Source organism: bacterium (assembly GCA_013360195.1).
In the GTDB taxonomy this organism is placed as follows: Bacteria; Electryoneota; RPQS01; order RPQS01; family RPQS01; genus JABWCQ01.
Genome location: JABWCQ010000008.1, coordinates 89,573 through 115,714, shown reverse-complemented (window position 1 = coordinate 115,714; position 26,142 = coordinate 89,573). Strand labels below are relative to the sequence as shown.

Annotated in this window: 20 protein-coding genes; 14 read left to right on the top strand and 6 right to left on the bottom strand. The window is 54.5% G+C overall.

Annotated features, from left to right (window positions below):
- The 4 genes from HUU59_07690 to HUU59_07675 are packed head-to-tail and all read right to left on the bottom strand — an operon-like array spanning position 1 to position 4,416.
- Positions 1–1,281 carry a hypothetical protein gene (locus HUU59_07690; GenBank protein ID NUO19309.1) on the bottom strand — a complete coding sequence of 427 codons (1,281 nt, stop codon included), beginning with the start codon at positions 1,279–1,281 and terminating at the stop codon, positions 1–3.
- Positions 1,282–1,286: 5 nt separating this feature from the next.
- Positions 1,287–2,024, bottom strand: coding sequence for an esterase family protein (locus tag HUU59_07685; protein NUO19308.1), 738 nt, complete (start codon positions 2,022–2,024; stop codon positions 1,287–1,289).
- Between the two features lie 31 nt (positions 2,025–2,055).
- On the bottom strand, positions 2,056–3,255 hold the full coding sequence (locus HUU59_07680; protein NUO19307.1) for an MFS transporter: 1,200 nt from the start codon (positions 3,253–3,255) through the stop codon (positions 2,056–2,058).
- Between the two features lie 39 nt (positions 3,256–3,294).
- Positions 3,295–4,416, bottom strand: coding sequence for a glutamate--cysteine ligase (locus HUU59_07675; GenBank protein ID NUO19306.1), 1,122 nt, complete (start codon positions 4,414–4,416; stop codon positions 3,295–3,297).
- A gap of 166 nt (positions 4,417–4,582) precedes the next feature.
- Here HUU59_07675 and HUU59_07670 point away from each other — a divergent pair, with 166 nt between their 5' ends.
- A complete protein-coding gene (locus HUU59_07670) occupies positions 4,583–6,040 on the top strand; it encodes a TIGR01777 family protein (protein ID NUO19305.1) in 1,458 nt (485 codons plus the stop codon).
- A 108-nt stretch (positions 6,041–6,148) separates the two neighbouring features.
- Positions 6,149–8,011, top strand: coding sequence for a S8 family serine peptidase (locus HUU59_07665; GenBank protein ID NUO19304.1), 1,863 nt, complete (start codon positions 6,149–6,151; stop codon positions 8,009–8,011).
- A gap of 394 nt (positions 8,012–8,405) precedes the next feature.
- Here HUU59_07665 and HUU59_07660 read toward each other — a convergent pair whose 3' ends face one another.
- A complete protein-coding gene (locus HUU59_07660; GenBank protein ID NUO19303.1) occupies positions 8,406–9,095 on the bottom strand; it encodes an aspartate/glutamate racemase family protein in 690 nt (229 codons plus the stop codon).
- 166 nt (positions 9,096–9,261) lie between these two features.
- On the opposite strand from HUU59_07660, the gene HUU59_07655 reads away from it, so the two are divergent.
- Positions 9,262–9,585, top strand: a complete 324-nt coding sequence (locus tag HUU59_07655) for a DoxX family protein (protein NUO19302.1) — start codon at positions 9,262–9,264, stop codon at positions 9,583–9,585.
- A 107-nt stretch (positions 9,586–9,692) separates the two neighbouring features.
- Here HUU59_07655 and HUU59_07650 read toward each other — a convergent pair whose 3' ends face one another.
- Positions 9,693–10,508 carry a prohibitin family protein gene (locus HUU59_07650; GenBank protein ID NUO19301.1) on the bottom strand — a complete coding sequence of 272 codons (816 nt, stop codon included), beginning with the start codon at positions 10,506–10,508 and terminating at the stop codon, positions 9,693–9,695.
- 224 nt (positions 10,509–10,732) lie between these two features.
- On the opposite strand from HUU59_07650, the gene HUU59_07645 reads away from it, so the two are divergent.
- The 11 genes from HUU59_07645 to HUU59_07595 all read left to right on the top strand — a co-directional run bounded on the left by HUU59_07645 (position 10,733) and on the right by HUU59_07595 (position 26,117).
- Positions 10,733–13,447, top strand: a complete 2,715-nt coding sequence (locus tag HUU59_07645; GenBank protein NUO19300.1) for a 2-oxoglutarate dehydrogenase E1 component — start codon at positions 10,733–10,735, stop codon at positions 13,445–13,447.
- Positions 13,448–13,500: 53 nt separating this feature from the next.
- Positions 13,501–14,781: a 2-oxoglutarate dehydrogenase complex dihydrolipoyllysine-residue succinyltransferase gene (odhB, locus tag HUU59_07640; GenBank protein NUO19299.1), complete on the top strand. Its 1,281-nt coding sequence runs from the start codon at positions 13,501–13,503 to the stop codon at positions 14,779–14,781.
- A gap of 66 nt (positions 14,782–14,847) precedes the next feature.
- Positions 14,848–16,248, top strand: a complete 1,401-nt coding sequence (gene lpdA / locus HUU59_07635) for a dihydrolipoyl dehydrogenase (GenBank protein ID NUO19298.1) — start codon at positions 14,848–14,850, stop codon at positions 16,246–16,248.
- A gap of 77 nt (positions 16,249–16,325) precedes the next feature.
- On the top strand, positions 16,326–17,087 hold the full coding sequence (locus tag HUU59_07630) for a glycosyltransferase family 2 protein (GenBank protein ID NUO19297.1): 762 nt from the start codon (positions 16,326–16,328) through the stop codon (positions 17,085–17,087).
- Positions 17,087–18,613, top strand: a complete 1,527-nt coding sequence (locus HUU59_07625; GenBank protein NUO19296.1) for a hypothetical protein — start codon at positions 17,087–17,089, stop codon at positions 18,611–18,613. The genes HUU59_07630 and HUU59_07625 overlap by 1 nt, the downstream gene beginning before the upstream one ends.
- 3 nt (positions 18,614–18,616) lie before the next feature.
- The gene (locus tag HUU59_07620; GenBank protein ID NUO19295.1) at positions 18,617–19,834 is read left to right on the top strand and encodes an ABC transporter permease; all 1,218 of its coding nucleotides are present in this window, start codon (positions 18,617–18,619) and stop codon (positions 19,832–19,834) included.
- The gene (locus HUU59_07615) at positions 19,831–21,081 is read left to right on the top strand and encodes an ABC transporter permease (protein ID NUO19294.1); all 1,251 of its coding nucleotides are present in this window, start codon (positions 19,831–19,833) and stop codon (positions 21,079–21,081) included. The genes HUU59_07620 and HUU59_07615 overlap by 4 nt, the downstream gene beginning before the upstream one ends.
- On the top strand, positions 21,081–21,818 hold the full coding sequence (locus HUU59_07610; GenBank protein NUO19293.1) for an outer membrane lipoprotein-sorting protein: 738 nt from the start codon (positions 21,081–21,083) through the stop codon (positions 21,816–21,818). Before HUU59_07615 ends, HUU59_07610 begins: the two co-directional genes overlap by 1 nt.
- Entirely contained in the window at positions 21,721–23,004 is a 1,284-nt protein-coding gene (locus HUU59_07605; GenBank protein ID NUO19292.1) for a hypothetical protein, read from the top strand. Before HUU59_07610 ends, HUU59_07605 begins: the two co-directional genes overlap by 98 nt.
- A 4-nt stretch (positions 23,005–23,008) precedes the next feature.
- Positions 23,009–23,701, top strand: a complete 693-nt coding sequence (locus tag HUU59_07600; protein ID NUO19291.1) for an ABC transporter ATP-binding protein — start codon at positions 23,009–23,011, stop codon at positions 23,699–23,701.
- Entirely contained in the window at positions 23,691–26,117 is a 2,427-nt protein-coding gene (locus HUU59_07595) for a hypothetical protein (GenBank protein ID NUO19290.1), read from the top strand. The genes HUU59_07600 and HUU59_07595 overlap by 11 nt, the downstream gene beginning before the upstream one ends.
- Positions 26,118–26,142 lie beyond the last annotated feature (25 nt).

Below are 26,142 nucleotides of genomic sequence, written 5' to 3'. Positions count from 1 at the left end.
TCAGTGCTTGGCGAGTCTATCCTGCTCGGTTTTCACCCAGTAGTTAATCAGGCCGCGATAGTGGGCGATGAACTGCTCATGCTCGTGCGCGGGGAACGAACGGCGGCAGCGTTCGACCAGCGTGGCGTCCCACGCCGCCGAAGAGAAATATTCGAGCGTGAGTTCGTCGAGGTGGGCAAGATGTGATGCGCAGAAGACCTCGAACCGCTCGGATTCGAAGTATCGCTGCGCGAGATCGTGATAGAGATTGAGTTTCTCGGGAAACGGAATATCCCGGTCGGCGATGGCGAAGTAGTCGCGTGACTGCAGGTCAATTCTCGTCTTGCGCTCTGTGACTGCGCAATAGAGCGACCAGCGTACCAAAGCCTTGATAGCCCACGGGAAGTAGTAATGCAGCGAGATGAGCGACGTGTCCGGCACGGCGTTCGCGAAATCAATCGGGAAGATGCTTTTGCCGCGCAACAGCGACTCGCACGAATTGTATTCCCAGCCGAAGAATGCGTTGATGATGCGCGTCAACTTGACCACATAGTCACCCTGAAACGGCGAGAGGAATCCGTGCTCGATTCGATAACGGTTGTGCAGCGGTTGGTCGGGGTCATAGCGCATCGGCAGAATTTGCGGCCCGCAGCCCAGGCAACGGCAGAAGATTTCGTAATCCTTGATGCCCTTCTGAATGTGCATCGTCTGCTGACCGGACTCATCGTAGGCCTTGTATAAATCCTCGCGATTCTTGATGTGTGTTACACCGCGCCAGCCTCCGCCGTCATAAGGCTTCATGAACACGGGATAGCCGCCGACCTCTTCGACGATCTTTTCGAGGTCAAACATTTTGTGATAGTTCTCGGCGGTGACGCGGGCTCGTTCATCCTTCGGATCCCACTCTTTTTGCGGCACGAGCCACGTCTCGGGAATATCGAAGCCGAGCCGAATCATGACGCAATACGCCGAATGCTTTTCCATGGACTGAAACGTGAACGGATTATTCACCGTGTGCGAATCATCCATCAGCGCGGATTTCTTGAGCCATTCACGCACGGTCATGTGCCAATAGCCGAGGCGGTCAATGATGACGTGGTGCCGTACAGGCTGACGTAAATTGAACGGTTCAATCGTCAGTCTTTCGACTTCGAAATCGAACCGTCTGCCCTGATAATTGAGATGTGAACCGAGCCGTTCAATCAGCGCTTCGTAGGCGAGCGGCCAGGCATATTCGTTGCCCAGCAGCAGGCCGATTCGGCGGAAGGTGTGCGGAAGGTCGTCGTGTTGCTTCGTGCTCATCGTGATTAAGAGATTTGTGGAATGTAAACGGAAATCATGCGTCTCCACGAGGGCCAGTCATGCGGAGTGTCGGTTCCCCATAAGTCGAGATGATGGCCGATTCCCTTTTGATTCATGATATCGGACAGGCGCTTTGTCTGATCGATGCAATTGCCCTCCCACGCTCCTTGACCGACGACCAGCGCGATTTTGATTCTGCGTATCGCCTCCAGAGTTTCATGGTCTTGGAGATTCGGCAGGTAATCCATCGGATTGTTGAAGTAGAAACTTTCGTCGTAGTATCCTTCGAGGCGCTCGCGGATGTCATAGTTTCCAGACAGGCACAAAATATGACTGAAGTTCCACGGGTATTTCAGCGCGAAATTCATGGTGTGGTAGGCGCCGAAGCTCGACCCCGTCGCGGCGATGCGGATACTCTGAGAGCCGCAGTGTTTGTGAATGAACGGGAAGACCTCGTGAGTAACGTATTGCTCATAATACTCGTGCGCCTTGACGCGCATGTGCGGCGGCAGCCCCTTGTTGAACCAGCTCTCGGAGTCGATGCCGTCAACGCAAAAGACTTTGACACCGCCGGCCTCGATGTGATGCCGGATGGTCTCAATCATATGATTGCATTCATAATCGAAGAAGCGCCCTTGTGCGGAAGGAAAAACCAGCAGCGGGCGGCCGTAGTGGCCGAAGACGAGAAGCTCCATTTCACGGCCGAGAGCGGGACTATACCATTTGTGATGTTCGCGTTGCATGAGAATAAGTTTAAGTGTGTGAATGGACGAATCAGGAGGCGGTCGCGGGATTCCTGCGCTCAAGCGGGAGAATCAGGAAACAGACCGCAGACAAGAATGCGAAAACGGCGCCCAGATAGAACGGCGCGTCGGAGGAAACGTTGTCCCACAGCCAGCCGGCCAGCAGGCTGGCAATCAGCGCAAGCACTCCGGTAATCATACTGAAAATTCCCAGCGCCGTGGCCTTCACATCCGTGCCGACGACATTAGCGATGAGCGCTCGGATGACGCCTTCCGTCAGTGCGGCGTACAGACCGTAAACGACGAACAGGATGAACACGGCAGCGCGGGAATCCGCGGACGCCATGCTCCAATAGACGAAAGCATAGATCAGGAGTCCGGCACAGAGTAGATACTCCATTCTCATCTTATCGGACAGCTTTCCGATGGGATACGACGCCAGCGTGTAGCACGCGTTGTAGGCGAGATAGGCAATCAAGACATTGGTGATAGACAGACCGATGTCTTTTGCTTTGAGAATCAAGAAGGCGTCGCTGCTGAAGCCGAGATAGCCGATGCTCGCGGCCGCGACAATCAGCCAGTAACGTTTTCCCAGACTCGTGCGCGGCGCAGCCGGCTCTTTCGGTGCCACGTCTTCCCGTCTTTTCGGCTCGCGAATGAAGAAGATGAACAGCACTCCTACGAGCGCCGGGACAAACGCTATCCAGTACAGATTGCGCAAGAGGATTTGCAGTTTACCTGTGCCGCCGTAGGTGTGCAGAATCCACAGGGATATCGCCACACCCAGCCACGCACCGGCCGTGTCCATCGCGCGATGCAGCCCGAAGGCTCTCCCCCGCAGCTCTTTGGGGGTCACATCCGCAATCAGCGCGTCGCGTGCGCTGCCGCGAATGCCTTTGCCAAAACGGTCCAGGAAGCGCGCGAACAGGACAAACACCCATGAACCGGCAACGGCGATGAGGGGCTTTGCAATTGCTGAGAGCGCGTATCCCGCAAAGACAAAACGTTTCCGGTTGCGAATCTTGTCGGAGTACCAGCCGCTCAATCCCTTGAGTACGCTGGCCGTCGCCTCGGCAATTCCTTCGATGACGCCGATGATTCCCGCACTTGCTCCCAGCACGGTACTCAGGAAAATCGGCGTTACGGCATAGAGCATCTCGCTCGACACATCGGTGAAAAACGACACCCAGCCGAGCCGTTTGACTTCGGGTGAGAGTTTGTTTTCACTCATGACAGATTTCGCTGCATTCAGGAAACGTGAACCGGCTCTTCAAGCCTGCCTGACGCTCTCCTGAAACTCGCTGACAACGGATTCGGTGACCGCCATGAAGTTCTCGGTCTTGCGATAGACCGAGCGTTGACGTTCGTAGCTTCCGCCCCGGTCTGTTATTTTCACAATGTGCTGCAGTTCTTCAAGGCAGTTCTGCTGAATGGCGAATGGCGTCAACGTCTTGACCAAAAAGTGCAGGTCGTCACGCATATGCCGTGTCGCTCCGTCATCCGTGTGCACGATGTCCGCGTCCAATCCCCAGCGGGTGGCGCGCCACTTGTTTTCCTTGATGAACCAGTATTTGTGAATCGGCAGCGTTTCGCCGTTGTCATACAGGTCTTCAAGATAGCATATCAGACATTGAGCCAGCGCCACCAGCGCCAGCACGTCCTTCAAATCGGGGGTGCCGTCGCAGATGCGAATTTCGAGTGTTCCGAATTTCGGATGCGGGCGCACGTCCCACCAAATTTCCTGAATCGACTGAATCGCTCCGGCATGAATCAGCGTCTTCATAAATCTTTGAAACTCAGCCCAATTGAGCATACGCTGCGGCAACCCTGCGGTTGGCATCGCTTCAAAAACTTTGATGCGCGATGACGCCAGTCCAGTTTCCTCGCCCATGAAGTACGGCGACGCCGCCGATACGGCCAGTAGGTGCGGGAGAAAAGTGGTCATCGCGTTGAAGATGGCAATCGCCTTTTCCGCCGATTTGACACCAACATGCACATGCAGCCCCATAATCATCGCGCGGCGTGCCGGCCATTGCATACGATTGACCAGATTCATGTAGCGCGGATTGTCGGTAATCACCATGTCGTGCCATAGCGCCGTCGGGTGCGTCGCCATAAATGCAGTGGTCATGCCCAGCTTATTGGCGGCCTCTTCGGTTTTGCGAAACTTATCCACAAGCTCGCGCTTGACATCCGCCACCGTGCGGCACGGTGTCGTAATAACCTCGACAATGCATTGCAAGAGTTCGGGCTTAGCCCAACCGACATCGCCCAGTTCAGCCAACAGTTCGGGGGCACGGTTGACCGCTTGCCATGTTTTCGGGTCAATCAGCAGCAGTTCACATTCTACGCCCAGCGTAGGTTCCGGAGAGCCGTTAAATATCAAGGCCATAGGAAATTATTGGGTGGGGGAAACTGAGGAGTATTGTTGATTGAAGATACGGAATGGCTCATCGTAATTCAACGGTTGTAAAGGAGAATTCTCGATTCGCCGTTCTGCGACAGAACGGTACTTTCACCTCTGTTAGAAAAGCCGTATATTAGAGTTTATCCACATTTTGCTTCATACATCGCTTTCCGTGCCGCAATTCAGTCTAAAAAGTGTCTATCCCGTTCCCGCCCGCGAGCTGTTCGATTGGCACATGCGGATCGGCGCTCTTGAGCGACTGACGCCTCCATGGTCGGCAATCAAAGTCACGTGGGGTGATGAACAGGTGCGCGAGGGCAGCCGCAGGGAGCTTTCAGTCCCGGCGGGTCCGTTCAAGATGAAGTGGCTGGCAAAGCACCACAGCGTGATTGACGGCCGCCAGTTCATCGACGAACAGGAGCGCGGCCCGTTTCGCAAGTGGGTTCATCTTCATCTTTGCACCGATTTGCCGGGTGGCCGAAGTGAACTTGAGGACCGGATTGATTATGAGTTTCCTCTCGGGAAAATCGGACAACACTTCGGTCAATCACAGGTAAACTGGATGGTCAATACGGCCTTTCCATGGAGGCATGAACGCACTTGGATTGACCTGAGCCGCCATGCCGAGTTTGCCGAACGTCCACGGCTGAAAGTCGCCATCAGCGGCGCCTCGGGGATGATAGGAAGCGGACTAAGACACTTTCTCACGACCGGTGGACACGAAGTCGTATTGATTGAACGCAGGCGGACGACTGAGCAGTCGGTTCTTTGGAATCCTCTCAAGAGAGAAATCGAATCCGAGAAGCTCGAAGGAGTGGATGCAGTCGTCCACTTGGCTGGACGGAACATCGCCGCCGGCCGCTGGACAGAATCCGCCAAGCGCGAGATTCTCGACAGCCGGGTTCAGGGCACACGTCTCCTTGCCGAGACCATTGCCGCGCTGAAGCGACCGCCTCAGGTTTTCGTGAGTGCCTCGGCAGTCGGAATCTACCCGGATTCAGTCGAGCCACAGAACGAAACGGCGAAGCCCGGGACCTCATTTTTGGCGGCGGTTGTGAAAGCCTGGGAAGGCGCCGCGGAACCTGCACGAAATGCAGGCATTCGGGTGGTTCATCCACGAATAGGGACGGTCGTCTCAGGGTGGGGCGGTGTCCTTGGGCGGCTCTTGCCCATTTTCAAGTTGGGATTAGGCGGGAGGCTGGGCTCGGGCCGTCAAATGATGAGCTGGATTCACCTAGATGACCTCGTTGCCGTCCTCTACCGAATGCTCTACGACAGTACCCTTCAGGGTCCCGTAAACACCACTTCCGGGAAGGCTGTTTCAAATCAAGAGTTTACGAAAACTCTTGGTCATGTTCTGAACCGACCGACTTTCGCCTTTGTTCCTGAAATTGCTGTAAATACTGCCTTTGGGGAAATGGGACGGGAGTTGCTGCTGGCAAGTACCCATGCGGTGCCTGATGTGCTTAATCGGGCAGGATTTCAGCCATGGTTTGGGGACCTTGAAAGCGCGCTCAGGTTTGAAACGGGAATGCCATTTCGGCATATGCCTCCCTTCCACCCAGCTCCACTGCCACAAAGCGGGCGAAACAGCTATCTAATATCCTGAACGGTGGGCTGTCCGGCACAACTGCGGGGCGCCACCGTCCTCGCCGAAAATCAATTCAAGATTCAAACTTCCTTTTTTTTCAGTAACACCTTTCGGATGGAGACGAAGATGAAACGCACATGGTTTGTCATGCTGCTGGTCGGTCTACTCGCCAATTTGGCCGTTGCCGACAAGATTAAGATTGAGAAGCTCGACGATTTGCCGCGGCACACCTACAAGATTGACAAGAAGATTGTTGATTTCCTGAAGGACGAAGCGGCGATGAAGGCGTTGGCCGCCGAAGTGAAGGCGGACATTCTGGCCGACTTGGAAAAGTACGAAATCACGGACAAGTCCACGCTGCAAGGCATGTACGCCAATCTCGGCACAGTCGCGATGATAGAAGGCGACTGGCAGCGTTATCTGGAGTTGGTGAATCTTCGCATCGAGCTTGAAGACAAAGAGGCCGCGAAACACACGACGGCGATGATTGGCCGCGCAATTGCCAGAACGCAATTGAAGGGGCAGGAGAACTACGACAAGAATCTCGACGCGGAACTGCGCTCGATGCTTGCCAACATGCCTTACGAAGTCGTGGAAGCGAATGTGAAGGCAATGAAGGGCGGCGCGGAGATGGCGTCGGAAGCGGTGGTTATCGGCGGACTTGAGGCATCGCTTCAGCCGACGCTTGACAAGTCGAACGGTGAAATGACACAGGACAACGCGATGTCGGTTCTCTCTCCGCATTTCGCGCTGAACTTCTACATTCCGAAGAAGGAAATTTTCATCGCGGCGCTGTCGGACTATATCAGCGCACACGCGGTGCAGAAGCCGGACATTTGGGCGGAGCGCGATGTTGAGTTCAGCAAGGGCGAGAACTACAAGCCGGTTGTTCTGGCGGTTTGGGACTCGGGTGTTGATTACAACATTTTCGATCCGCTGGGACAGATGTGGAAGAACGAGAAGGAGATTCCGGGCAACAACAAGGACGACGACAAAAACGGATTCGTTGACGATGTTCACGGGATCGCCTTTGATTTGCACTCGAACAAGGAGACTTCACTTCTGTATCCGATCGGCAAGGAGAATCTGGGCAACGAAGATCAGATGCGCCGCTGGATGAAAGGCCTGGGCGACGTGCAGTCTGCGATTGAGAGCGAGGAAGCGGCAGAGATCAAGAAGCACATCGCGAGTTTGAAGCAGGATGAAGTTCAACCGTTTATAGAAGCCATCAGTTTGTACGGGAACTATTGCCACGGCACGCACGTGGCGGGTATCGCGGCGGCGGGCAATCCGTATTGCCGGATTCTCGGCGCCCGTTTGACGTTCGACCATCGCATGATTCCGGAGACGCCGACGATTGAGCAAGCGACGAAGGATGCCGCGGCGTTGGTGGAGACGATTGAGTATTTCAAGAAGAACGGCGTGCGCGCGGTGAACATGAGCTGGGGCGGTTCGCTGAAAGGCATTGAAGACGCTCTGGAAGCGAACAATGCGGGCGGCACCGTGGAAGAGCGGAAAGCGCTGGCTCGTAAAATCTATACGATTGGCGACACGGCGTTCAAGAACGCCATCATGAACGCGCCGAACATTTTGTTTATCACAAGCGCGGGGAATTCGAATCTTGACAACGCTTTTGCGGAGTTCTATCCGTCGAGCTATGACCTGCCGAACATTATTTCAATTGGCGCGGTGGATCAGGCGGGCGAAGAGACAAGTTTCACGAGCTTCGGCAAAGTGGACGTCTATGGCAATGGCTTTGAAGTGATGAGCTATGTCCCCGGGGGGACGCAAATGAAGTTGAACGGCACGTCGATGAGTTCTCCGCAGGTGCTGAATCTGGCGGGTAAGCTCCTGACACTGCGTCCTGACTTGACTCCGCAGCAGTTGCGCGAGTTGATAATCAACGGCGCGGATGAACGGAAGGCGGGCGACCGGACGGTCAAGCTTATTAATCCGAAGAAATCGATTGAATTGCTGAAGAACAGCTAACCTACTTGACAAGCAGGCACCTTGCGCTTCGCTCGAAGCGCTTGGAGGTATGTGCGGCGGCTCGAAAGGGTCGCCGTATTTCTTTTTGCCGGTGGACAGGATTTGCTGACAATCCGCTTCTGCTCCCAGTGCACATTTTGGAATAGGCTTCATCTTCATGATGTGCATAATATACATATGAATTGAACGTTTGTCAAGAGTTTGTGCTAAAAAATGCAATTTTTTGTAAACATATGTTCATTTTCTAATTAGAGGGGATTGGCATTGAAGTTACGAGGGAGGTGGGAAAACTGGAGAGGCATGCAGGGGAGTTCGTCCCGGAATATCTCAAATGGCCGGAGCGCTCACCCCCGCGTTCAGTCCACCGGCGGATGCGGGAAGCGAAACGCGGACTTTACCCGAGCATCCACTCAACAGCGGCGTTGGCGTGGATTGCGATGGTGTCAAACGCAGGAATCGGACACTCTTCCGGTTTGATAAGAACAGGAATCTCTGTGCAGGCGAGCGCGACAGCCTGAGCACCGCGTTCGCCGAGTTCGCGCATGAGTTCTTTGTAGCGTTGTTTTGTTTCGTCACGAAAAACACCCGCGGCCAATTCTCCGAAGATATTGTCGTTAATCCAAGCACGATCTTCCGGTTCAGGCACGATCATTTTGATACCGTGCTTTTCCAGCATGTCTCTGTAAAACGGCTGCTCCATGGTAAACGTCGTACCGAGCACGCCGACGGTCGAGACGTTTTTTTGCGCGAGCACAAGAGCGGTAGCTTCAACGATATGAATCAACGGGATGGAGACAGCGGCGCGAATGCCGTCAGCGACAATGTGCGGAGTGTTGGCGCACATCACCAGTCCTTCTGCGCCGAATGCTTCGAGCTTCTGAGCAAAGGGAACAAGATAGTTTTCGCCCGCCTTCCAGCCGCCCGCATCAATGATGTTTTTGAACTCCTGCATATTCAGCGAGAACATGACCAGGCGCGCAGCGTTTACTTCGCCCAAACGTTCATGAACGCCGCGGTTGATGAGCCTGTAGTAATCGACTGTCGAGTGCCAGCTTGTTCCGCCGATAAGACCGAGTGTTTTCATGCGAGAACTTTTGTAGTTTGTGATGAGTATAATCTAATCTGAAGACGGAATAAAGGCAATCAATCGGAGAAGTCCCGTGAAGAAAATCCTGTTCGGCGGCGCGGATATAAAGTCAGGAGCGGCCAACATCGGCCTGTTTATCTTGAGAGTTTTCACAGGTTTGACCATGGCCATCGCGCACGGTTGGGGTAAGACGCCGCCTTCGGAGAAATTCATCGAAGGGGTGGCAAAGATGGGATTTCCGATGCCGGAAGTATTCGCGTGGGCAGCAAGCCTCTCGGAATTAGTGGGGGGAATCCTGCTTGCAATCGGCCTGGCCACCCGACCGGCGGCATTTTTCATTGCCTGCACGATGGGAGTGGCCGGTTTTGTTCGCCACGCCAGCGACCCATTTGCGACGGCGGAAAAGGCGTTTCTCTTTTTGGCCATTGCCATCGCCTTTGTGTTTATCGGCGGAGGGAAATACGCGCTGGACAGGAGGTATGCCTAGGCGTCTCGCCTTACTGGTGTGATGCTGCGGTGACGGTAAGAAAAACGAGGTGGCATCACGGCCGCCTCGTTTTATTTCGTATTTTAACGAAATGAGTTGCGTTTGGCCTATTGATTGCCTAAGATTATAGGTAGCCCGTCTTTGCCCGATCCGACCACGACGACCTTCGCATTTGTGGAAGTCGCTAGTTTTTCAGTAGCTTCAATCCCCTTCCAACGGAGGAAGGGATCAGAAAGACCCTGGGACACAATCTTCTGGAAATCGGCAATTCCCTGAGCCTCGATGCGCTTGCGGTCGGCCTCCTGGGATTCTTTGGTCAGAATGAACTCCATCCGTTGGGACTCTTGTTCGGATTGCAGCTTGGCTTCGATAGAGGCCGTGAGGTTCGGAGGCAGGCTGACTTGCCGCAGCGGGGTTGCCTCAATGGTGATGCCTCTGGGTGACACGGTCTTTTCAAGCGCTTCCTTGATTTGCTGAGCCAGGACTTCACGTTCGGATGTGTACAAGGCGCGGGCTTCGTAGCCAGCTGTTACCCCGCGGGTAATCGAGCGGAAATTGGGCTCGAGGATGATGGACTGGTAGTCCGGTCCAATTGTCTTGTACACCTCGGCAGCGGTCTCGGGGTTCAGGTGATATAAGGCGGAAACTTCCAAGGTGACGGACAGACCCTCTTTGGAGGGCACGACCATAACCTCTTTCTTTTCCTGAGTTTTCACCGAGAATTTGTGAATAGCCGCGAGCGGATTCCGGAAGTTGACACCAGGTTTGAGGGTTGCATCCGACACCTTTCCAAAGAAGTCAACGACACCGACGTGTCCGGCGGGAATGACGGTGAAACAGCGGAACACGAGAATGAGCAGAAGGATTGCTCCAAAGACCTGCAGTACAATTTTTGGACTGGGGGATGGACGATAGGTTTGCATCTGTTTGAGACTCCTATTGAAAAGTGTTGTTAATACGGCAAATCTACGATATCAAGATGGGGAAAATCGGTACGAAAGGCAAATCATATTCTTGACTATGCGCAGGCGAACGAATGAGCAATATGCTTGTGAATACGCGGGGAATTTCGTAAACTCTAAGCTTTGGGCAGCTTGACTCGCCCTTTGGATACCGCCCGTTAGTCGGGTGACACAAAGTGAGGATTATGGCAGACTTATCATTTTTGGTGAATGCGGATCCGGGTGTGATAGACGATATTTATGAGAAGTATCGTCAGGAGCCGGATAATTTGGATCAAGGCTGGCGGCGCTTCTTTGAGGGCTTCGAGTTCGCGCGCTCGCTGAACGGGCATGCGGTGCAGCAAACTCCCGAGGAGTTTGAAAAGGAATTCAAGGTCATCAACTTGATTGCGGCCTATCGTCAGCGCGGGCATTTGTTCACGAAGACGAACCCGGTGCGCAAGCGGCGAGACTACGGCGGCAAACTGATCCTGGAGAATTTCGGTCTAAGTGAGAAGGACCTTGACCGCGTCTTTCAGGCCGGTGCAAACGTGGGCATCGGACCTGCGACGCTGCGTGAAATTATCAAGCTGCTCGATGAGACATACTGCCAGTCGGTGGGGGTGGAATGGATTTATATGCGCGATCCGAAGGTGCTCGAATGGCTTCAGGACCGCATGGAGAGCAACCGCAACCGGCGCCATTTCACTCTGGATGCGAAGCGCCACACCCTGAAGATGCTGACGCAGGCGGTAGTGCTTGAGAAGTTCATGCACCAGAGGTTCGTTGGTCAAAAGCGATTCTCACTTGAAGGACTTGAGACGTTCGTGCCGGCAATGGATCAGATTGTGGAGCACGGCGCGGTGCTCGGGATTCGCGATTTCGTGATCGGAATGGCGCATCGCGGACGGTTGAATATCCTTACGAACGTTCTTGACAAGGACTATCGTCACATCTTCAATGAATTTGAAGGCAAGCAATACACGGACGCTCCGTTTTCGGGCGACGTGAAGTATCATCTCGGCCATTCGGTAGAGAAAACGACACGCGCCGGACATCAGGTGCACTTGGCTGTGATGCCGAATCCATCCCATTTGGAGGCGATCAATCCCGTCGTGGCCGGCGTGTGTCGCGCAAAGGGCGATCACTGGCATGATTCAGATTACCGCAGAGTGCTGCCGATACTTGTCCACGGTGACTCTGCGATTGCGGGACAGGGGATTGTGTATGAGCTCTTGCAGATGTCGCAAGTGGACGCCTACAAGACGGGAGGTTCGCTGCATATCGTTCTGAATAATCAGGTGGGCTTCACGACGAATTACATTGAGGCACGTTCGAGCACGTACTGCACGGATGTGTGCAAGACGACGCTGTCTCCCGTATTTCACGTGAATGGCGACGACGTGGAAGCGGTGATATACACGGTGGAGCTGGCGCTCGAGTTCAGGCAGGAATTCCAGCGTGACGTATTCATTGACATACTTGGCTATCGCAAGCACGGTCACAATGAGGGAGATGAACCGCGGTTCACTCAACCTGTGTTGTACAAGGCGATTGCCGCACATCCGGACCCGATGCAGATTTATGTGAAGAAGCTTGCTGAAGAGGGGACGATTGCGGAAGAGGAATCGAAGCAGATTGAGAAGGACTTCCGCGCGCGGCTGGAGCAGGATTTCAAGACAGCGAAGGACGTGTTTGAGACCATGGCTCCAAGTTCAATGAAGGGGCGATGGGAGGGTTTGCGATTTTCAAAGCCTGAAGACTTTATGCAGTCACCTCCAACGGGAGTTGAGCTGAAGGACTTGAAGCGAATCGCGCAAGCGATTACCTCTCTTCCCGACGACAAGAAGTTCATCAGCAAAGTGGAACGGATATTCCAGGACCGCAAGAAGATGGTAGCGGAAGGCAGATTCGACTGGGCAATGGGGGAGCTGTTGGCCTACGCGACGCTGTGTGAGGAAGGACATCCGGTGAGATTGTCAGGACAGGATTCGAAGCGCGGGACGTTTTCACACCGACATGCGATGGTGCGCGTCGAGGATTCGGACGAGGAGTATTATCCGCTGGATCACATCAGCAAGAAGCAGGCAAAGTTCGAAATATGGAATTCGATATTGTCCGAGTACGGCGTGATGGGATATGAATACGGTTATGCGATGGCCAGCCCGAATTCGCTGACACTTTGGGAAGCACAGTTCGGGGACTTCTTCAACGGGGCGCAGATTATCGTTGACCAGTTTGTCGTCAGTGCCGAGCAGAAGTGGCGGCGGGCAAACGGCCTGGTGCTGCTGCTGCCGCACGGTTCGGAAGGACAGGGACCGGAGCATTCATCGGCCCGCGTCGAGCGCTTCCTTGAAATGTGCGCAGGAACGAATGTGCAGATTGTCGCAGGTACAAGTCCGGCGAATTTCTTTCACGTCCTGAGACGGCAGCTTCACCGTCCGTTCCGTACTCCGCTGATCGTGCTGACTCCGAAGAGTCCCCTGCGGCATCCGTTGTGCGTCAGTCCCATTGAGGATTTCGGTCCGGGCAAGTGCTATCAAGAGGTTCTTGATGACACATGGACGGCGCCGAAGGACGTCAAGAAGGTGGTGCTTTGCATGGGTAAGTTTTACTACGAACTCATCAAGAAGCAGCGTGACGCAAACCGTAAGGACGTCGCGCTTGTGCGGCTAGAGCAGATATATCCGCTGCCGATACCGCAATTGCAGACCGTCATAGCGCGCTATCCGAAAGCGGAGTTTATATGGGCGCAAGAGGAGCCGGAGAATCAGGGCTGCTGGCCGTTCCTCTTCCGCAAGTTTGATTTGGTGAAGCTGAAACTGATATCGAGGCCGGAATTTTGCGCGCCGTCAGTGGGCTTCCCGGAATTGCATGACCGCGAACTTGCGGCATTGGTGGAAAGAGTTTTTGAATCATAAGATACCTGCAGGGCAAGCTACTCTTGCCCGGCAAAACAGGAAATACAAGAAATATGCTTGAAGTGAAAGTCCCGAGTCCGGGCGAATCCGTGAGTGAAGTGACCGTTTCAAACTGGCTGAAGGCAGACGGCTCGTTTGTCAACGCCAATGACGAGCTTTTTGAGATTGAGTCAGAGAAGGCCACTCTCTCGGTTTCAGCAGAGGCGAGCGGGGTGCTCAAGATTCTGATTCCGGCAGGCACGACGGTGAACGTCGGAGCCATCGCCTGCAGGATTGACGAGAAGGCGACGGCAGGTACGGCTCCGGCCAAAACAGACGCAGCTCCGGTGAAGGCAGAACAGAAAGCAATCGCAGCAGCGGCGGCAGGCAGTTCGACGGCAACGAAAATTGCATCTCCGGCGGCAGACAAAGTCCTGCGCGAAGCAGGGATGACGGTCAATGAGGTTTCGAACGGCAGCGGCAAGGCAGGGCGAATCACGAAGGAAGACGCATTGCGCACGGTCGCGGCGCCTAAGCCCGCGGCAGTGCCGGTTGAGAGTGTGCCGGTACCCGCATCAAGCGCGCCTGCTCCAGCCAAGCCCGCCGCTCCTTCGCACATGCCGCCGCAGGTTGCCAAAGTTTTCTATTCGGGCGAGCGCATCGAACGCCGCGAGAAGATGTCCCCTCTGCGCCAGAAGGTCGCAGAGCGATTGGTTTCCGTACGGCAAACAACGGCAATGCTGACGACGTTCAACGAGATTGACATGTCGCAGCTGATGCAGGTGCGAAAGGAGTTCAAGGACAAGTTTCAGGAGCAGCACGGAGTGCGGCTGGGTTTCATGTCATTCTTTGTCAAGGCTGTGACGGAAGCGCTGAAGTATTTTCCGGCCGTGAACGCGTCGATTGAGGGCGATGAAATCGTCTATCACGACTTCGTGGACATGGGAGTCGCGGTTCAGGCTCCGAAGGGACTGGTTGTTCCGGTACTCAGAAACGCGGAGAGCATGACGTTGGCTCAGATTGAGGCGGAGATTGAGCGGCTTGCATCGCGAGCGCGGAACAATCAGCTTACGATTGACGAGATGACCGGCGGAACCTATACCATCTCGAACGGCGGAGTATTCGGCTCGCTGATGTCAACACCGATTTTGAATCCTCCGCAGAGCGCGATTCTCGGCATGCACAAGATAGAAGAACGTCCCATCGCTTTGAACGGTCAGGTCGTCATTCGGCCGATGATGTATGTTGCGATGAGTTATGACCACCGGATTATTGACGGCCGGGAGTCGGTAGGATTTCTTGTCCGGGTCAAGGAGAGTCTGGAGAACCCGGTGCGGATGCTGCTTCAAGTATAGCAGTCTGCAGGAACACATTCCGTGCGGCGCGGTGACGCATCGTGCGGCGAACACAAACAAACACAAATGAAATACGATTTAGTCGTCGTCGGGTCAGGACCCGGCGGCTATGTTGCTGCGATACGCGCGGCACAACTGAAAATGAAGGTGGCTCTGGTCGAACGGTATCCGACTCTTGGCGGAACCTGCTTGAATGTGGGCTGCATACCTTCGAAGGCGTTATTGGATTCATCGGAGCTGTATTACACAGCCGCGAAACATTTTGACACGCACGGCATCGGGGTGTCGGGATTAAGACTCGATTGGGATGTCATGCGAGGTCGAAAAGACGCAGTGGTAGGCGACAACGTAAAAGGTGTCGCCTATTTGATGAAGAAGAACAAGGTAGATGTTTATTATGGTCATGGGACATTTTTGGGGACGGAATCCCTGCGTGTCACCAAGGACGACGGCAGCACGCAGGAGTTGAGTTTTGCCAAGGCGATTATTGCCACAGGTTCAAAGCCCGCAGATTTGCCGTTTGCCAGGATTGACAAGAGCAAAATAATATCTTCAACGGAAGCGCTGGCGCTGAAGACGGTGCCCAAGGAACTTGTAATTATCGGCGCGGGTGTGATTGGCTGCGAGATGGGCTCGGTATTTGCGAGGCTGGGGACAAAAGTGAGAATAGTGGAGTATCTGAACTCGGCCATTCCGACGATGGATTCGACGATGGGCAAGGAGCTCGGACGCTCTTTGAAGGGCATCGGAATCGAGCTTTTCCTGGGTCATAAGGTCAAGTCGGTCGACAGCAAGAGCAAGAAGGTGAAGGTGACCGCTGAATCACCGGGCGGAGAAGATGTTGAACTGCAGGGCGATTACTGCCTAATGGCGGTCGGGCGCCGACCCTACACGGACAAATTAGGTCTTGAGAATGTCAAGGTGTCCGTTGACAACCGGGGTTTCATCAAAGTGAATGAGCATCTTGAGACGGCTCATCCGGGAATTTACGCAATTGGAGACGTTATCGGCGGCGCGATGCTTGCTCACAAGGCAGAAGAAGAGGGAGTATTCGTGGCCGAGTTGCTTGCCGGACAGAAGCCGCACATCAACTATCGCGCGATTCCGTGGGTTGTGTATACGTGGCCAGAAGTCGCCGGTGTCGGATACACGGAGGAAGAGTTGAAGCAGTCGGGACGCGCCTACAAGACGGGAAGTTTTCCGTACAAGGCGTTGGGACGGGCGCGGGCAGCAAACGAAACCGAAGGCGTTGTGAAGGTGCTTGCGGACAAGGAAACGGATGAGATACTTGGAGTACATATGTTCGGCGCGCGCGCGGCGGACATGATAGCCGAGGCTGTTGTGGCGCTGGAATATCGGGCGAGTGCTGAAGACATTGCGAGAACGTCTCACGCACATCCGACATTTACGGAAGCAATGAAGGAAGCATGTTTGGCGGCGACGGAGAATCGCGCGCTTCACTTATAGGAAAGCACATGGGATTTGTCCGCTTAGAGGAATTTCGGGAGCGTCCCGAACGCGACATCAAAAAGGTCGTTTGTGTCATGCCGGCGTACAACGCATCACAGACGATAGAGATTACGATGAAGTCCATTCCCGAGGGTTCGGTGGACGAGTTCATACTGGTGGACGATTGCTCGAAGGATAACACGGTCGAAGTTGCCAAGTCGCTCGGCATCACGGTGATTCGGCACGAAAAGAACAAGGGTTATGGCGGCAATCAGAAGACCTGTTACGATGCCGCGCTGAAGACCGGAGCGGACGTGGTGGTGATGATTCATCCGGATTACCAGTATGACGGACGCATCACTCCGGCGGTGGTGAGCTTGCTCAAGACGGGCACGGTGGATGTTATTCTTGGGTCCAGAATCCGCTCACGAAAGGAGACCCTCGAGGGTGGAATGCCCGTATACAAGTATCTGTCGAATCGTGCACTGACGATATTCGAGAACGTCATGCTGGGACAGAACGCAGGGGATTTGCACACGGGATTCAGGGCCTATGCCCGCGAGGTGCTTGAAACGATAAATTATCACTCGAATTCCGATGATTTCGTGTTTGACTCGGAATTTCTCGCACAGTCGGTATACCACGGGTTCCGGATCGGGGACGTGCCGATTCCCACGAGATATTTTGACGAAGCGTCCTCCATCAACTTCAGGCGAAGTACGAAGTACGGAATACAGACCGTGCTGGTGATGTTGAAGTTCAAGCTGGCGCAATGGGGATTTCTGAGGTCACCGTTATTCAAAAGGTCGCCCCGGGTGTTGGAAAAGGCGGGCGCAGCGGCGCCGGCGGGAGTCTGATGAACGAGACGCGCACCACCTTTTGGCTGCGCGTAATGTACGGCGCGATCCTTGTGGTCGCGCTTCTTTATACCGTTGCTCCGCAATGGGGCGAACAGGCGGATATCTGGGAAACTTCGGCAGCGATAGACGCCATTTCACGTTCACCGCTTGAACCCGACAATCCGCTGCTGGCCCTGGAGGGCGAAACTTCTCCGCGCTTCACACCGTATACCGTTTTCTGGGGGATTGTTGACCGCGCAGCAGGGCTGGATCTTTTTGTAACTGTCGCGATTGCCGGACTACTGAATCTTGTGCTGTTTCTGACGGGTTTGGTTCGAGTCGTGCGAACCATTACCCTGAGTCCTGCGGCAATACTTTGGATAATTTCAGCCATGCTGATCGGCTGGGGGCACGGCTACGGTGAGGCGAACGGTTATCAGGCCGAGTTGTTTTACGCGACATTGCCGTATGTGGGAATGTTCACCTACGGATTGTGTTTTCATGGAATTGCCGAACTGAATCGTTTTCTTTCCACCGGTTCAAAAGCCGCGCTACTCGGGTACGGTTTGCTTGGCATTACGGCGTTCTTAACGCATCCCATCACAGCACTGCTTCTGTTCGTCGGGGCATTTTCGTGGACGGTTGTTCGCTCAAGTTTTAAGACAACTCTCTTGCTGCAAGTGGTTCCGGCAATCGCGTTTTTGTCCTGCTGGCTGTGGCCATACTTTGACTATCCGACTCTCCTGTTTCGCGGAACGGCTGAAGATTGGTATCGAGTCAGGCTGTTCGACGACCAGATTACGAAGGCCGGTCCGGCGCTGTTGGGCATATTGGCAGCCTCATACTTTGCCGCCAAGCGAAAGTATCTGGCACCCGTCACGGCACTCGGACTGTCTCTGGTCATATATCTTGCGAGCTGGATTCTCGGGATACAGATTGGCAGCAGATTCATCTTCTATGGTGCGATATTCTCGCACGTTTGTATCGGGCTCTATCTCTTTGATTCAGGGCTGTTTCGCCGGGGATTCTTCGAGCGTGGGAAGAGTGTCGTCATTCCGGCGATATTGCTGTTCACGCTGGTGTATCTGCCGGGCTCCTACTATCGAATTCGAAAGATGGACAAGCAATGGCGGCCGGATGTCGAGGTCATAGCAGCGACCGGCGCATTGCCGCAGCCATGGGATGACTTGGCCTTTCTCAAGCAGTATCTTGGCAGTTCGTCTGTTGTGATGGTGGAAGATACTGCAGGCTGGCGGGTGCCGGCAGTGACAGGAGCGAAACTGGTTGCGCAGGCGAAAGGAAACCCGTTGATACAGGACGAAGTGAACTCGCGCCGGGCGGATGCGGTGAAGTTCTTTTCGGGACGGCTGAGCCTTGACGAACGAAGACAACTGCTTTTGAAATATAAATGCACGCACATCCTGCTTGACAACCGTCGCGGCGGTCACTTTGCAGATGACTTAGAACGTCATCTTGCGGAGCTTGGCGAATTTGTCACAGCACATCCTCCCTTCCGTCTGTACCGAGTCAGAAACTCCGACTAATTCATGCTGATACGTCTCGCGCTGCGGGATATTCGCAAAATGTGGAAACGCTCACTGGCCGTTATTGCGGTGGTGGCGGTTTCGGTGTTTCTGCTGCAATTCGGAGCAAGTTATGTGGACGGATTTCGCGACAAGGTTCAGAAGCAGGCTGTTCGGGAATCCGGTCATATACGGATTGCGGCGAAGGGCTATGATGAGAAGATTGACCTTCTGCCGCTGGAGCCGAACATCCCGTGGACGGAGTCCTTCGGAGACTCGCTGCGCTCACTACCCGAAGTGACGATGGTGCGGCCGATGCTGAGGTTCGGCGCGTTGGCCAATTCGCCGGAGCGAACGCTGGAAATGCAGCTCGTGGCAACGACGACGGAAGCGGCAAAATCCATTTGGGGACGACTGGACAGAGCAATCTCAGATGGCGCATTTCTGGACGGACCGAATCAGGTGATACTGGGGAGCAACGCAGCCAGACTGCTGGATGTCCAATCGGGCGACAAGATTATTCTGCTGACAAGCGACATCCACGGCGGGTTGTCCGCGGTGGAGCCAGTTGTGCGCGGAGTCTTCAAGAGTCTGAATGAAGAAGAGGACGCGACGCTCGTCATCGCCGAACTCGGGACGGTGCAGCGTCTGCTGGCAATGGAAGGCAGAGTGACTTCGGTGACACTCGAGCTTGAGCACCACGACATGCTGGAAGAGGTGCTACCGCAAGTCAGAGAGTTGTTCGGGTCTCAATATCAGGTCACATCTTGGAAGGAAGACCAGGCCGCGTTCATTCAGCTGCTTGACGCATCCGAGATTGGGATTTGGGTAATCACGATAATCATCCTAACGGTGGCCTCGTTGGGAATGATCAATACGTTCATGATCAGTATTCTTGAGCGATTGCGCGAGTTCGGCACGTTGCGCGCAGTCGGGTTATTGCCGGGACAATTGATTAAACTCGTGCTGTTTCAGGGGGCAGTGCTCGGAGTTATCGGTACGATAGTCGGACTGATTTTTTCATTGCCGGTGACCTTCTACTTTGAAGCGAATCCGTTTGACCTTGGCGAAGGACTGCAAGGAATTGAGGGCATTGACAGTCTGATATGGATGACGTTTGTGCCCGAAACGACTCTGAACATTGCCGGCTTGGGGCTGCTGATATCCATCTTTGCCTCCGTTTACCCGGCTTTTTGGGCTTCGCGCAAGCAACCGGTTGATATACTGCGGGAGTTGGGATGAACATTCTCTGGTTCAAGCTTGGGCTGCGCAATGTAGTCAAGCAGCGCCGGAGAACGCTGTTTAATGTCCTTGCTCTCGGCGTAAATACGGGAATGCTGATTCTGCTGGTCGGGGTACTGCGCGGATTCTATCTCATTACAATTGAGAAGACGGTGGATTTGCGCACGGGTCATGTGCAGATTCATGCCGAGGGATATGCCGATGAGAAGCGGCGATTGCCGCTCGATATTACGATTCACCACGCTGACGCCGTCAAGAAAGCAGTGGAAGCGATTCCAGACGTTGTTGCGGCCAGTCCGCGAGTCTTGACGGCGGCGACACTGTCAAACGGGCGGGAGCGCGCAGCGGTGGTTCTCTACGGTGTTCTTCCCTCCTCCGAGGAAAAGGTCGGTGTTATTCTCAGCGGTGTGAAGGAAGGATCGCGGCTGACGGACAGCACCCGCGGTGTCCTGATTGGTGACCGATTGGCCGAACTGCTTGATGCCGAAGTCGGAGCATCGCTTCTGCTCTTCGCACAGACTCAAAACCGGGCCAACAATCTCGTTGATGCTGAAGTCATCGGAATTTTCGACAGCGGATTTGGCGTGGCGGATCGCGGTGCAGTATATGCGCCGCTGCCGTTTGTGACGGAATTGCTCGATATGAACGATGAGGTAACGGAGATTGTCGTGCGGGCTAAATCGCTGCGAGCAGTGCCGGCCGTAAGCGGCGCGATCGAACAAGCTGTGGTGCAGGCGACGGAAGACAATCTGGTCGTGGAACCATGGTACGTCGTGGCGCGCGACATCGTCGCGGCGGTGAAAGCGGATATGGTTTCCTACGGCATTATCGGCTGGATACTGGTGACGCTTGCCGTATTTGGTGTCTCCAATACGATGACGGTATCGGTATTTGAACGTACAGGAGAAATCGGGGCGCTGCGTGCGCTCGGTATGGAGGCAAAACAGATTCGTACGATGTTTCTGGCTGAAGGAGTTACGCTGGGAATTCTGGGTGTTGTGATCGGCTCGGCCATCGGCGGACTTGCAGCGTGGTACATGAACGTGCATGGGATAAGACTTCCGAAGGAAGCGATTGAAGCGATTTCGATGCCGCTTGCGGACACGTATTACGCGCAATCGCGCCCTGTGGATTGGTTGATCGGCGCGGGATTGTCAGTTTTCAGCGCTTGGCTTGGCTCGGTGTTTCCGGCTCGCCGTGCGTCCCGCGTTCCGGTGACGGCGGCTTTGGCAAAAGGAGTGCGATAGTGAAAAGTCTGGTCATATTTCTTATTCTTGTTCTGTCACACATGTGTTCGGGGCAGGAGGCGTCTGATTCGGTCGCTCAAGCGCTTCTGCAGCGATTGGACGATGCTCGCTTTCCGGGGGCGTATGAAATGTCGATGAAGATGGAGACTCACCGGCCCGGGCGAGATCCGCTTTACTATAGTTATGACATCGTTGGGATTGGTGAGGACAAGTCGCTGATGACGGTGACGGATCCGCCGCGCGAACGTGACAAGCAGGTTCTATTGAACGACGAGAATCTGTGGTTCTTCGTGCCGGATGTGTCGCGGCCGGTGAAACTCACACGCAAGGCAAGTTTCATGGGCAGCGTTTTTTCAAATGAAGACGTGATGAATTCAACACTCGCGGACGATTATCTGGCACGCATACTTGCACGAACCGAACGCGGAGGAAAGGTTCACTTCAGAGTTGAGCTGACGGCAAAGACGAGAAGCGTTGCCTATGCGAAAATGGAATGCGGAATTGACAGCGCGTCGGCGATACCGGACACGATTACATTTTACGGTTTGACGGGCAAAGCGCTGAAACAGGAAGTCGTCAATCAGACCGGCTTCCTGGCAGGGCGAGAACGACCCACAATCATGACGATGCACGATTTTCTTGAAGAAGGCGCGTTCACCCGCGTCGAGATTCTCACACTCAAGGAGCGCGAAGACGTACCTGAATCCACGTTCGATCCGACTCGTTTGGGCAAGTAGCCTGCTGCTTGCGTTTGCCGCGTTGGCAGGGCCGAAAACGACGTACCGTTTGGAGAACAACGCCGTCTTCACGGGTCCGGATCGCGGAGATGTGTGGCTCTATCCGCCGGAAACAGGCAAGTGGCGCGAGTGGTATTTGCACGAGCTGCGCGTCAGTTTGAGAGGGACGCACGAGAAGCGGGCGGGCTATCGCGTCGAGCCTCGATTCCGGTTTACGCACCAGCCGGACTCGACAGAGCAGTTTGATTGGGTTCTGGATCAGGGTTACGGATTCATGAATCCCTCGGATCGAGTGACGTTTCTGATGGGCAAGCAGCGCGCACGCTGGGGGACGGGAATGACCTATACACCGACAGATAATTTGCAGAGCACTGCCAACCCATTGGATCCGACGAGGTACTTGGAGGGAGTTTATCTGGCGCGAATGGATGCAACGCTGCCGTGGTTTTCGGCATCCCTGCTGTACACTCCCGACCGTGACAACAGCGAGATTGAGTTACCAGTGCCGCAAAACACAAGCCGGATGGCCGGCGCACGTCTCTATAAGCTCGTTGGTACGTGGGATCTATATGCGACCGCGCTGCACAATTTTGATGACGAGACAAACATTGGCGGAGCGTTTTCGTGGGACAGCGGGCCATTGGTTGTCTATGGCGAAGCCGCTTACTTGCTGCGCGAAAATTCAAATTTACGGCACTATCTCGATTTGGAACAGGGCACAGTGTGGAAGCCACGCGCGGTGTTGGGCGGAAGCAAATTGATGGGCAACTCCTCTATTTATGCCGAAGTCTATTACACAGGATGGGGATTGAATCGCAGCGAATATGCCGACTATCTCGTAAATCTTAGGTATGTCTCCGATCCGTACTATTGGATAACTCGTCCGGGGAATCCAATTGAATATGCGAATATTCTGCTTCTGACAAAACCGATGCAGGAGCTGCACCAGTGGTACCTTGCGGCGAGCGGAGTTTACAATTGGCGCGACTTGTGGACAATTGGCGGCAACTTCGTATTCGATCCTGTTGATCAGACACTTTACGGTTATCCGCTGGTCACATTCCTGGGTTATCCGGACGTGGATGTTGCGGCGGGATTGTCATTTGTGAGCGGGCCGCCGACAAGCGAGAGGGCCGTCCTCCCTGCTCACTACTCGACCGACCTGCGGATAATCATTCACTTCTAAGACGATGTCCGATATCATCACAACCGAGAAGATTTGCAAAGACTATGCATTGGGAACGCACATCGTCCACGCGCTCGTTGATGTGGACTTGCACGTCGGCGCCGGTGAGTTTCTGTGCATTGTGGGGCCATCGGGAAGCGGGAAAACCACGCTGCTGAACATGATCGGCTGTCTGGATGTGCCGACATCGGGAACGGTAAGGATGTTCGGTCAATTCGAGACAGCGAGATTGAACGACAGAGAGACGACGCTGCTCAGACGGGATCGAATCGGGTTTATTTTTCAGAGTTTCAACCTGCTTCCGGTGTTTAATGTCATGGAAAATGTCGGCCTGCCGTTAGAGTTGCAGCGAGTTCCGAAGCCAGAGCTTGATCGGCGAGTGGCAGAGTTGGTGGAGGAAGTCGGATTGATTGAATATGCGCATCACCGTCCCGATGAACTTTCAGGCGGACAGCGGCAGCGCGTCGCGGTTGCAAGGGCTCTGATAACCAATCCTCAGCTTGTGCTGGCTGACGAGCCGACGGCGAACCTCGACCATGATACGGGTATGGCAGTGCTTGAGTTGATGCTTGAGATGAATCGGAATCACGGAACGACATTTATTTTCTCGACACACGATCCGAAAGTAATGGGAATTGCCAAACGGATTGTAACAGTTGAAGACGGACGGATTAAGGAGGATAGAAATGTGGCGTAAAGTTCTCTTGGTGTTGCTGACTGTACCGGCAATTGTGTGGGCGGAAGAATCGTTGGCAGAACGAGCAGCGACGATGCTCGCCTCACGCACGGTTCCTGCTCAGCCGGAATGGACAAGCGGTGTTGTGCGCTATTTCCCCGCGCTGTGGCATTTGGAGACATCCGCAATCGAGAATACCGGTCCGGACGAGCTAGACTTTGACGGCGATCCATTAAAGTACGAGACGATTGTCGCCTGGTACCTGCTGACGGAGAATTTGCCCGCATTGAAGCAATGGTCGGAGAAGATCGCCACTCCGCGCGAACTCGCACAGGCGGAACTGGCATTTGCGGTTCTGGAAGTTGACAAGGCGGATTCGCTTTTCCGCGCAACACTTACAAATCCCGATCCGGTTTTTCAGCGGCTTGGAAAGATCGGGCTTTCCAAGGTCCTGCAGAAGAAGCAAAAGTATCAGGAAGCCCTGGATTTATTGGTCAGTGCCTGGACACCGGAACAGATTTCAGACGAGATCATCTTTCAAGCTGCGCTGTGCAAGCAGCGACTTGGCGAAACCAGCGAGTCGATGGATTTGCTGGAAGAAGTGCTGAAGTGGAATTCATACCATGAGTTTGCGCACTACTATCTTGGGAACGGCTACGCGCGCAAGAACTACACTGAGCTTGAGTCCACGAGTCCCTATTTGAAGTGTGACGGATCGAACAAATGTGCGCGTGACTACGTGATTGACGGATCAGAAGAATGGATGCAAGGGGAATTTGAGTCGGCGCTGGAGCATTTCTTCGCGGCGCTCGAACTTGTGCCTGAATATGGCCGGGCGCATAACGGCGTGGCAAAGTGCCTTGAGCAAATGCGCCTGCGTGAGAATATTTACCGCGACGCGGATCAGGAAGCATTTGACGGCAAGCCGTTCCCGCAGATTCCGATGATAGAGAAGTATATCATGAACTGGGAATCGCTGTCGGAACGTCATAGAAAGCAGGTCGCCATTTCCGTTGAACCGTGGCAGGCGTACATTCCGGTACTGGTTGCAAGCGGCAGCCTGCATTACATCAAGCCGCTGCACGAGAAGCTATCTGAAGTGCCGGGGCTTGAAACAATTGCCGATCAGCGTATCAGCTATGATTCGCGGTTGTGGGACGACGTGCGCGGGTGCGGGGGGTTCACAACTGTGACCGGTGTGGAAGATGTCGAGCGCTCGATCTATAACCGGTATAACACGGTCTTGCATGAACTGACACATCAGGTTCACGGAGTTTTTCCGCCTGAGGATATGCAGAAGATTGAGGACCTTTACCGCGAAGCAAGCGCCAAGGACGCGGCGGGTGAGGAGATTTTTGTGAGCCGCTATCAAGGGTCGAGCGTCTGGGAGTATTTCGCTGAAGGTATGAACTCGTACTTTTCTCCGCGAAGAAACGAATTCGACACCCGGGAAATCACGAAGGAGCGGCTGTTTGCATTGGATTCAAAATTTGTCGAATTACTTGAATACTACATGTCCGCACCAAATGTGGAGGCCTGTTACACGGTTGGTTTGATAACTGCGGCGGACAATGAGGTCGAGCTGGGTAAGCTTGAAACGGCAATGGAATTTGCCCGGAAGGCGGAGTCCCGCGACCCTCATTCGGAAGTCGTCCTGCGGGCAATCTCGAGGTTAGCCTCTCTCGCAGACGAAGACAGCCTCGCGGTGGAGTATGCCGAACGCCTCTTGACGGCCTTTCCGGACAAGGCGGCCTCCTATCAGCGGCTGGCATGGAGCAAGGCGTTCGCGGACGGCAAGTTTGAGGAAATCCTGCCTTTGGTCAAGGCTGGGTTGGCCAAAACGGCCAAATCTGAGCGCATCCAGCTTACACGCGAGGTTGCCGACTGGGAAGTTATCTGTGGCAATTTTGCTGAAGCTGTCGTAAATTATACGATAGTCCTCTCGGAACAGGAGACGGACGACGAGGCCCTTCGTGGCTATGCCGAGGCGCTATTTTGGGCTGGACACACCGCCAAGGCGGATTCAGTCTATCAGGTTGCCCTGAAGCGGCGCAGCGGCGTGGCCGGGCTGCGGCTTGAGTATGGCAGAATGCTGTTGCTGGCCGGCCAATTGGAGGCAGCCAAGCGGCAGTTTGACGAGGCCGAACTATTGAAGCCCGGGGACGGGCGGGTTGCCGCCCACATGGCCTGGTATCATGAGCTTGCGGGCGACCATCAGCAGGCTTTGAACGACGCCATCGAAGCTCTGGAGCAATATCCGGATGACGCGCTGGTGCAAACCATCGCCGGGCACCTGCTCAGCAAGCGCGACCGCCATCGCACGGGGATACCGTCGTGGCGCTACAATCCGAAGGAATCGTCGTTTGAAGTGGACAATTTCTGGGACGCGACGACGGTTGCGCTGTGGAGTAACGGACTAACGAAACCTACCAAATAACCTTTTGGGCTGGAGTCTTTGACGG

Bases quoted from the DNA above. Each gene is read 5' to 3' on its own strand.
- HUU59_07630 (NUO19297.1), top strand. From the start codon at position 16,326: ATGCCGGCGTACAACGCATCACAGACGATAGAGATTACGATGAAGTCC.
- odhB (NUO19299.1), top strand. From the start codon at position 13,501: ATGCTTGAAGTGAAAGTCCCGAGTCCGGGCGAATCCGTGAGTGAAGTG.
- HUU59_07655 (NUO19302.1), top strand. From the start codon at position 9,262: ATGGCCATCGCGCACGGTTGGGGTAAGACGCCGCCTTCGGAGAAATTC.
- HUU59_07615 (NUO19294.1), top strand. From the start codon at position 19,831: ATGAACATTCTCTGGTTCAAGCTTGGGCTGCGCAATGTAGTCAAGCAG.
- HUU59_07625 (NUO19296.1), top strand. From the start codon at position 17,087: ATGAACGAGACGCGCACCACCTTTTGGCTGCGCGTAATGTACGGCGCG.
- lpdA (NUO19298.1), top strand. From the start codon at position 14,848: ATGAAATACGATTTAGTCGTCGTCGGGTCAGGACCCGGCGGCTATGTT.
- HUU59_07685 (NUO19308.1), bottom strand. From the start codon at position 2,024: ATGCAACGCGAACATCACAAATGGTATAGTCCCGCTCTCGGCCGTGAA.
- HUU59_07650 (NUO19301.1), bottom strand. From the start codon at position 10,508: ATGCAAACCTATCGTCCATCCCCCAGTCCAAAAATTGTACTGCAGGTC.
- HUU59_07595 (NUO19290.1), top strand. From the start codon at position 23,691: ATGTGGCGTAAAGTTCTCTTGGTGTTGCTGACTGTACCGGCAATTGTG.
- HUU59_07675 (NUO19306.1), bottom strand. From the start codon at position 4,416: ATGGCCTTGATATTTAACGGCTCTCCGGAACCTACGCTGGGCGTAGAA.
- HUU59_07680 (NUO19307.1), bottom strand. From the start codon at position 3,255: ATGAGTGAAAACAAACTCTCACCCGAAGTCAAACGGCTCGGCTGGGTG.
- HUU59_07660 (NUO19303.1), bottom strand. From the start codon at position 9,095: ATGAAAACACTCGGTCTTATCGGCGGAACAAGCTGGCACTCGACAGTC.
- HUU59_07690 (NUO19309.1), bottom strand. From the start codon at position 1,281: ATGAGCACGAAGCAACACGACGACCTTCCGCACACCTTCCGCCGAATC.
- HUU59_07620 (NUO19295.1), top strand. From the start codon at position 18,617: ATGCTGATACGTCTCGCGCTGCGGGATATTCGCAAAATGTGGAAACGC.
- HUU59_07665 (NUO19304.1), top strand. From the start codon at position 6,149: ATGAAACGCACATGGTTTGTCATGCTGCTGGTCGGTCTACTCGCCAAT.
- HUU59_07600 (NUO19291.1), top strand. From the start codon at position 23,009: ATGTCCGATATCATCACAACCGAGAAGATTTGCAAAGACTATGCATTG.
- HUU59_07645 (NUO19300.1), top strand. From the start codon at position 10,733: ATGGCAGACTTATCATTTTTGGTGAATGCGGATCCGGGTGTGATAGAC.